General features: G+C 71.9%; 5 protein-coding genes and 1 pseudogene. 5 read left to right on the forward strand and 1 reads right to left on the reverse strand.

Annotated features, from left to right (window positions below):
* Positions 1-8 precede the first annotated feature (8 nt).
* The 5 genes from ACZ4N5_RS16075 to obgE all read left to right on the forward strand — a co-directional run bounded on the left by ACZ4N5_RS16075 (position 9) and on the right by obgE (position 7,522).
* The gene (locus ACZ4N5_RS16075; RefSeq protein ID WP_467757693.1) at positions 9-797 is read left to right on the forward strand and encodes a TIGR03936 family radical SAM-associated protein; all 789 of its coding nucleotides are present in this window, start codon (positions 9-11) and stop codon (positions 795-797) included.
* Positions 798-1,058: 261 nt separating this feature from the next.
* Positions 1,059-5,036 (forward strand): Rne/Rng family ribonuclease, encoded by a 3,978-nt coding sequence (locus ACZ4N5_RS16080; RefSeq protein WP_467757694.1) that lies wholly within the window; start codon positions 1,059-1,061, stop codon positions 5,034-5,036.
* Between the two features lie 266 nt (positions 5,037-5,302).
* Positions 5,303-5,623, forward strand: a complete 321-nt coding sequence (gene rplU / locus ACZ4N5_RS16085; RefSeq protein WP_164320786.1) for a 50S ribosomal protein L21 — start codon at positions 5,303-5,305, stop codon at positions 5,621-5,623.
* A 16-nt stretch (positions 5,624-5,639) separates the two neighbouring features.
* Positions 5,640-5,894 (forward strand): 50S ribosomal protein L27, encoded by a 255-nt coding sequence (gene rpmA, locus ACZ4N5_RS16090; RefSeq protein ID WP_037618784.1) that lies wholly within the window; start codon positions 5,640-5,642, stop codon positions 5,892-5,894.
* A gap of 191 nt (positions 5,895-6,085) precedes the next feature.
* Positions 6,086-7,522 carry a GTPase ObgE gene (gene obgE / locus ACZ4N5_RS16095; RefSeq protein ID WP_467757695.1) on the forward strand — a complete coding sequence of 479 codons (1,437 nt, stop codon included), beginning with the start codon at positions 6,086-6,088 and terminating at the stop codon, positions 7,520-7,522.
* Between the two features lie 180 nt (positions 7,523-7,702).
* Here the strand turns inward: obgE and ACZ4N5_RS16100 are convergent.
* Positions 7,703-7,813: pseudogene (locus ACZ4N5_RS16100) on the reverse strand (UTP--glucose-1-phosphate uridylyltransferase); the annotation flags it as partial.

The following is a 7,813-nucleotide window of genomic DNA, read 5'->3' on the forward strand; positions in this document are numbered from 1 at the left end:
CACCCGCGGTGCAGCGCATCCGACTGCGCTACACCAAGCGCGGCCGCCTCCGGTTCACCAGCCACCGTGACTTCCAGCGCGCCTTCGAGCGTGCCCTGCGCCGTGCCGCCGTACCCATGGCGTACTCGGCGGGGTTCACGCCGCATCCGAAGGTGTCGTACGCCAATGCCGCACCCACCGGCACGGGCAGCGAGGCGGAGTACCTGGAGATCGCGCTCACCGCGAAGCGCGACCCCGAGAAGCTGCGCGAGCTCCTCGACGAGTCGATGCCCCAGGGTCTCGACATCATCGAGGCGGTCGAGGCCCGCATCTCGGGTCTCGCCGACCGGCTCACCGCTTCCGTGTGGGAGCTGCGCCTCGACGGCGTGGACCCGGCGGAGGCGGAGCGCGCGGTGGAGGCCTTCAACGCGGCCGAGACCGTCGAGGTCAGCCGCAAGACCAAGAACGGCATGCGGACGTTCGATGCCCGCAGTGCCGTGGCAAGCCTTGAGACGACCCCTGAGACGAACAGTCCACAGGCTGATAGGCCGACAGACCAGCCCTGTGCGATACTGCGGCTGGTTGTTCGGCACGTGACGCCTGCCGTTCGACCCGACGACGTCCTGTCCGGTCTTCGCGCCGTGGCCGACCTGGCGCCGCCGGTCGCCGCAGCGGTGACCAGGCTGGCGCAGGGGCTGTTCGATGAAGAGACCGGCACGGTGACCGACCCGCTCGCGCCCGACCGCGAGGCAGTCGCAGCCGCCCCAGCCGATCGCACAGGGGCCGCCGAAACTGCCGCCGCGAAGGCGTCGGCGTAAGGAAGGTCCCGCGTAAGGACAGATGTCGTAACGCCGCCCTCGTATCCGGGAGCCACCTGGGTCGGGCAGCGCACCGACCAGAAGACTTTCGCCAGGCCGTACGCACACATGGCGTACGGAACCGGCGAGACAGGACACAGAGAGCTTCCGTGCGGCGCCCGCGCCCCGGACGGCGGCACCGCGCATCGCGCGAGCCGCGGACGTCACCGGCATTGCCGGACCAGGCGCGGCGCCCGGGAGCCTGACGGGAGATCCACCCGCATGCTCGAGCCGACCGAACCCACCGAGGGTTCCGACACCAACAACACTCCCAGCGACACCCTGCCGCCGCGGCGCCGCCGCCGTGCGGCGTCGCGCCCCGCCGGTCCGCCGGCCGCCGCCTCCGAGGCCGCGGCCGAGACCACCGCGCCGGCCATACCGGCCGTGGCGTCCGCCGACCTCGTGGCGGAGGAAGCCTCCGCCGCGACCTCTGTGAATGCCGAGGTCGAGGAGACGGACGAGGCCGAAGAGGCTGTCGAGACGGCCGCGGTCGAAGAGACCGAGGAGGCTCCGGCCGAGGCCGAGGCCGCCGTCACCACCGAAACCGAAGACGCCGCACCGCGCCGTACGCGTCGCCGTGCCACCCGCCGTGTCTCCGCCCCCGCCAGTGCGCCCGCGGCGGCCGAGACCGCCGAGACCGTGGTGCCCGCCGCCGCGGCCGCAGAGCCCGAGGCCCAGCCCGTCGAGGAGGCCCCGGCCGCGGTCGAGGAGACCGCGCCCGCCGGCCGAACCCGCCGTCGCGCCACCCGCCGTGTCTCCGCGCCCACCGGTGCGCCCGCCACGGCCGAGACCGTCGAGGTCGTGACGACCGCCGCCGAGCCGGTGGCCGCCCCCGCCGAGGCCGAGGCGCCCGCCGCCGAGCCCGCCGCCGAAGAGGCCGCCCCGCGTCGTACCACCCGTCGTCGTGCCACCCGGCGCGTCTCCGCACCCGCCGGTGCGCCCGAGGGCGACACCGCCGACGAGCGTGTGGAGGCGCCCGTGGCCAGCGAGAACAAGTCCGAGGAGGCCGCGCAGCCCGAGGCCGTCGAGGCTGAGGCCGCGCAGCCCGAGGACGGCGGCCCGCGCCGCACCCGCCGCCGCGCCACCCGCAAGGCCGCCGTCGGTTTCTCGGCGCCCGCGCCGAAGGCGACCGAGGAGTCCTCGCGGCGCCCCGGCCGCCCGGCCGTCGCCGTTTTCCAGGCGCCGGTCTTCACCGAGCCGATGTTCCAGACGCCCGAGCGGGCCGCCGCCGCGGCAGCCGCCGAGGCCGCCGAGGAAGCCGCCGAGTCCGTCGAGGCCCCCGCGCCGGTCGAGGCCGTCGAGGAGCCCACCGTCGGACGCAGGCGCCGCCGTCGCCGGGGCGTCGAGGACGAGCCGGTGACCGCGGCCGAGGAGCCGCAGCCGCAGGTGACCGAGGAGTCCGCCGAGGACGCCGAGGAGGCGGAGGACGCCGAAGAGGCTGAGGACGCCGTCGAGGGTGACGAGGGCGAGGAGGAGTCCGCGGGCTCCCGCCGCCGTCGCCGTCGGGGCGGCCGTCGCCGCCGCCGCGGCGAGTCCGCCGAGTCGGACAGCGAGGCCGGCGAGGACGACTACGCCGCCGAGCAGGCCGCGCAGGACGCCGAGGACACCGCCGAGCAGACCGAGGAGGACGCCGAGGACGCCGACGAGCGCGAGGAGGCGGGCGGCTCCAGCAGCAGCCGTCGCCGTCGTCGCCGCCGTCGTCGCGCCGGTGACTCCGGTGGCGAGGCCGAGCCCAGCGAGAACGACCCCGAGCGCACCGTCGTCAAGGTCCGCGAGCCGCGCGGCAGGCGCGAGGAGCAGCCCTCCGACGAGGTGCAGTCCATCAAGGGCTCGACCCGTCTCGAGGCGAAGAAGCAGCGCCGTCGTGAGGGCCGCGAGCAGGGCCGTCGCCGTGTGCCGATCATCACGGAGGCCGAGTTCCTGGCCCGCCGCGAGGCCGTCGAGCGCGTGATGGTCGTCCGCCAGAGCGGCGAGCGCACCCAAATCGGCGTCCTCGAGGACAACGTGCTCGTCGAGCACTACGTCAACAAGGAGCAGGCGACCTCGTACGTCGGCAACGTCTACCTGGGCAAGGTCCAGAACGTGCTGCCGTCGATGGAGGCGGCCTTCATCGACATCGGCAAGGGCCGCAACGCGGTGCTCTACGCCGGTGAGGTCAACTTCGAGGCGCTCGGCATGGCCAACGGGCCGCGCCGTATCGAGTCCGCCCTCAAGTCCGGCCAGTCGGTCCTCGTGCAGGTCACCAAGGACCCGATCGGCCACAAGGGCGCGCGTCTGACCAGCCAGGTCTCCCTGCCGGGCCGCTACCTCGTGTACGTGCCCGAGGGTTCGATGACCGGCATCAGCCGCAAGCTGCCCGACACCGAGCGCGCGCGTCTGAAGACCATCCTCAAGAAGATCGTCCCCGAGGACGCGGGCGTCATCGTGCGCACCGCCGCCGAGGGCGCGAGCGAGGACGAGCTGCGCCGCGACGTCGAGCGTCTGCAGGCGCAGTGGGAGGACATCGAGAAGAAGGCGAAGAGCGGCAACGCCCCGACGCTGCTCTACGGCGAGCCGGACATGACCGTCCGTGTCGTCCGCGACATCTTCAACGAGGACTTCTCCAAGGTCATCGTGAGCGGCGGCGAGGCGTGGGAGACCATCCACGGCTACGTCTCCCACGTGGCGCCCGACCTGACCGACCGGCTGTCGAAGTGGACCTCCGAGGTCGACGTCTTCGCCACGTACCGGATCGACGAGCAGCTGATGAAGGCGCTGGACCGCAAGGTCTGGCTGCCCAGCGGCGGTTCGCTGGTGATCGACAAGACCGAGGCCATGATCGTGGTCGACGTCAACACCGGAAAGTTCACCGGCCAGGGCGGCAATCTCGAAGAGACCGTCACCAGGAACAACCTGGAGGCGGCCGAGGAGATCGTGCGCCAGCTGCGGCTGCGCGACCTGGGCGGCATCGTCGTCATCGACTTCATCGACATGGTCCTGGAGTCCAACCGCGACCTGGTGCTGCGGCGCCTGCTCGAATGCCTGGGACGCGACCGTACGAAGCACCAGGTGGCCGAGGTGACCTCGCTGGGCCTCGTGCAGATGACCCGCAAGCGGGTCGGCCAGGGCCTGCTGGAGTCCTTCTCCGAGACCTGTGTCCACTGCAACGGCCGCGGTGTCATCGTGCACATGGAGCAGCCGACGTCCGTCGGTGGCGGCGGCAAGCGCAAGAAGCGCGGCCGTGGCGGTGCCGAGCACGACCACGACCACGAGCTCACGCACGAGAGTGCCGAGGAGCCGGAGACGGTCGAGACGGAGGCCGAGCCGGCCGCCGAGGTCGCCGTGCCCGTCGCGCTCGTCGAGACCGAGTTCCAGCCGGACGAGGAGTTCTACGGCAGCGCCGCCGAGGCGGAGGCCGCGGCGACCCGAGGCCGTTCGCGCCGCCGGACCCCCCGGCGCGCGTCCGCCCCGGCGGGTGCGCCGAAGACCGAGGAGCGCGCTCCCCGGAGCAGGCGCGAGGAGCGGGCCGAGCGGGCCGCCGCCCGGTCCCGTGAGGCCGCCGAGGCCGAGCCGTTCGCGGCCGAGGACCCGGTCGTCGAGGCGCCGGCCGCCGAGCAGCCGGTGGTCGAGGCTCCGGCCGAGACCGCCCAGGCCGCCGTGGCGGAGGCCGAGGCCGCTCCCCAGGGCCGTACGCGTCGTCGTGCGACCCGGAAGGTGTCGGCTCCGGCCGGTTCGCCCAGGACGGCCGAGGAGGCCGTGGTGACGGTCACGGAGCCCGCTCCGGCGCCCGTCGCCGAGACCGCGCCCGAGCCGACGCCCGAGCCGGTGGCCGAGGCCCCCGCCGAGAGCGCCGCGCCGGCCCGTCCGCGCCGTCGTGCCGTGCGCAAGGCCACCGCGCCCACCGCGTCCGCGGAGGCGGCCGTCACGGTCGTCCCGTCGGCCGCCGCGGAGCCGGTCGCCGAGCCTGCCGAGCCGGAGGCCCCCGAGGCCGACGCCGAGGCTCCGGCCGCCAAGAAGACGGCGGCCCGCAAGACGGCCAAGAAGGTGACGGCGAAGAAGGCCGCCACCAAGAAGGCCGTGGCGGCCAAGAAGACGGTCGCCAAGAAGACCACGGCCAAGAAGGCGACCGCGAAGAAGGCGGCCGCCAAGTCCACGGCGAAGAAGACCGCGGCGGCGGAGCAGACGCTCTCCACCGTCACGGCGTCCACCGACGAGGACTGAGCCTCCACCCGACGTCCCGGGCCCGCGCATCCGCCGGGCCCGGAACGTCGCGTGACCGGTGGCACACCCGCGGGGCCCGGCCTGGTTTGACCCTTTCGGCCGTGGCCCCGTAACCTTGACCGTCGGCGTGTCCCCTGACGCGCCGCACCCCCGTAAACCTCTTCCTCCTGGTGTTGCGAGCCTCGCGCTCCGCGCTCCGGGAGAGGCCGCTCGCGTGAGTCGGCGGCTGGACTGCGGGGTCCGTTCCGAGCGAAAGAGAGATCCGCGTGTACGCCATCGTGCGCAGCGGTGGTCGCCAGCACAAGGTTGCTGTCGGCGACATCGTTGAGGTTGACAAGATTCCCACCGCCAAGGTTGGCGACACGGTCGAGCTCTCGACCCTGCTCGTTGTCGACGGCGAAGCCGTGACGAGCGACCCCTGGGTCCTTGCCGGCATCAAGGTCCAGGCTGAGATCGTGGACCACCACAAGGGTGTGAAGATCGACATCCTTCGCTACAAGAACAAGACCGGCTACCGCCGTCGTCAGGGCCACCGCCAGCAGTACACGGCGATCAAGGTCACTGAGATCCCCGCGGCTGCGAAGTAAGGGTAGGGACTGAGACATGGCACACAAGAAGGGCGCATCGTCCACTCGGAACGGTCGCGACTCCAACGCTCAGCGGCTCGGTGTGAAGCGCTTCGGCGGTCAGACCGTCAACGCCGGTGAGATCCTGGTCCGCCAGCGTGGCACCCACTTCCACCCCGGCGTCAGTGTCGGCCGTGGCAAGGACGACACGCTGTTCGCGCTGGCCGCCGGTGCGGTCGAGTTCGGCACGCACCGTGGCCGCAAGGTCGTGAACATCGTTCCGGTCGCCTGATCCAGTCCCGTCGAGGCTGATCCGGTTCCACACGGACCGGATCCAGTGCCTCGGGGCCCAGGCTCCGTAGAACAGAGTTCTTCGCGAGGCGGACCTCACTTCCCCCACGGGGAAGCAGGTCCGCCTTTCGCGTGTTACGTAAGAGACATTCCGTACGTACAGAAGTAACCGAAGTGCTGGAGGCACCCCACATGACCACCTTCGTGGACCGCGTCGAGCTGCATGTCGCCGCGGGTAGCGGAGGTCACGGCTGTGCCTCCGTACACCGGGAGAAGTTCAAGCCGCTCGGCGGCCCGGACGGCGGCAATGGCGGCCGTGGCGGTGACGTGATGCTGGTCGTCGACCAGTCCGTCACCACGCTGCTCGACTATCACCACTCACCCCATCGCAAAGCCACCAGTGGCAAGCCCGGCGAGGGCGGCAACCGCTCCGGCAAGGACGGCCAGGACCTGATCCTGCCCGTGCCGGACGGCACGGTCGTGCTCGACAAGGCCGGGAACGTCCTCGCGGACCTCGTCGGACAGGGCACCTCGTACGTCGCCGCCGAGGGCGGCCGCGGCGGCCTCGGCAACGCGGCGCTGGCCTCGGCCCGCCGCAAGGCGCCCGGCTTCGCGCTGCTCGGTGTGCCCGGCGGCCTCCAGGACATCGTCCTGGAGCTGAAGACCGTGGCCGACGTCGCCCTGGTGGGCTACCCGAGCGCCGGCAAGTCCTCGCTCATCTCGGTCCTGTCCGCCGCCAAGCCGAAGATCGCGGACTACCCGTTCACGACCCTCGTCCCGAACCTGGGCGTGGTGACCGCGGGCGAGACCGTCTACACCATCGCCGACGTGCCCGGTCTCATCCCCGGCGCCAGCCAGGGCAAGGGCCTCGGCCTGGAGTTCCTGCGCCATGTCGAGCGTTGCAGCGTGCTCGTCCACATCCTGGACACGGCCACCCTCGAGTCCGAGCGCGACCCGATCTCCGACCTCGACATCATCGAGGAGGAGCTGAAGCAGTACGGCGGCCTGGACAACCGTCCGCGCATGGTCGTCCTCAACAAGATCGACGTGCCGGACGGCAAGGACCTCGCGGAGATGGTCCGCCCCGACCTGGAGAGCCGCGGCTACCGCGTCTTCGAGGTGTCCGCGGTCGCCCACATGGGCCTGAAGGAGCTGTCCTTCGCGCTCGCCGAGATGGTCGCGCAGTCGCGTGCCGCGAAGCCCAAGGAGGAGGCGACCCGTATCGTCATCCGCCCGAAGGCGGTCGACGACGCCGGCTTCACCGTGGTGCAGGAGGAGGACGGCCTCTTCCGCGTGCGCGGCGAGAAGCCGGAGCGCTGGGTCCGCCAGACCGACTTCAACAACGACGAGGCCGTCGGCTACCTCGCCGACCGCCTCAACCGTCTCGGTGTCGAGGCGCAGCTGATGAAGGTGGGCGCCCGCTCGGGCGACGGCGTCGCCATCGGCCCCGAGGAGAACGCGGTCGTCTTCGACTGGGAGCCGACGGTCATGGCCGGTGCGGAGATGCTCGGCCGCCGTGGCGAGGACCACCGTCTCGAGGCCCCTCGCCCCGCCACCCAGCGTCGCCGCGACAAGCAGGCGGAGCGGGACGAGTCGGAGAAGGAGTACGACGGCTTCGAGCCGTTCTGAGGCACCCCCGGCCGACAGCGGCCGTGACGGACAGGACGGTCTCCGGAGTCCACGGGCTTCGGAGACTTTCCGTCAGTCACCGCACGGCGTAGGGCGTAGGGCTTACATACGACGACGGACCGGCCATTCTTGGCCGGTCCGTCGTCGTATGTGTGTATGTGCGTCAGGAAGAGGACGCCGTCAGGCGTTGCCGGGGATCTCCTCGGCTACGTAACTGCGGAGCCAGGTCCGGAAGTCCGGGCCCAGGTCCTCACGTTCGCATGCGAGTCTGACAATGGCACGCAGGTAGTC

Source organism: Streptomyces sp. NPDC026500, from assembly GCF_055567635.1.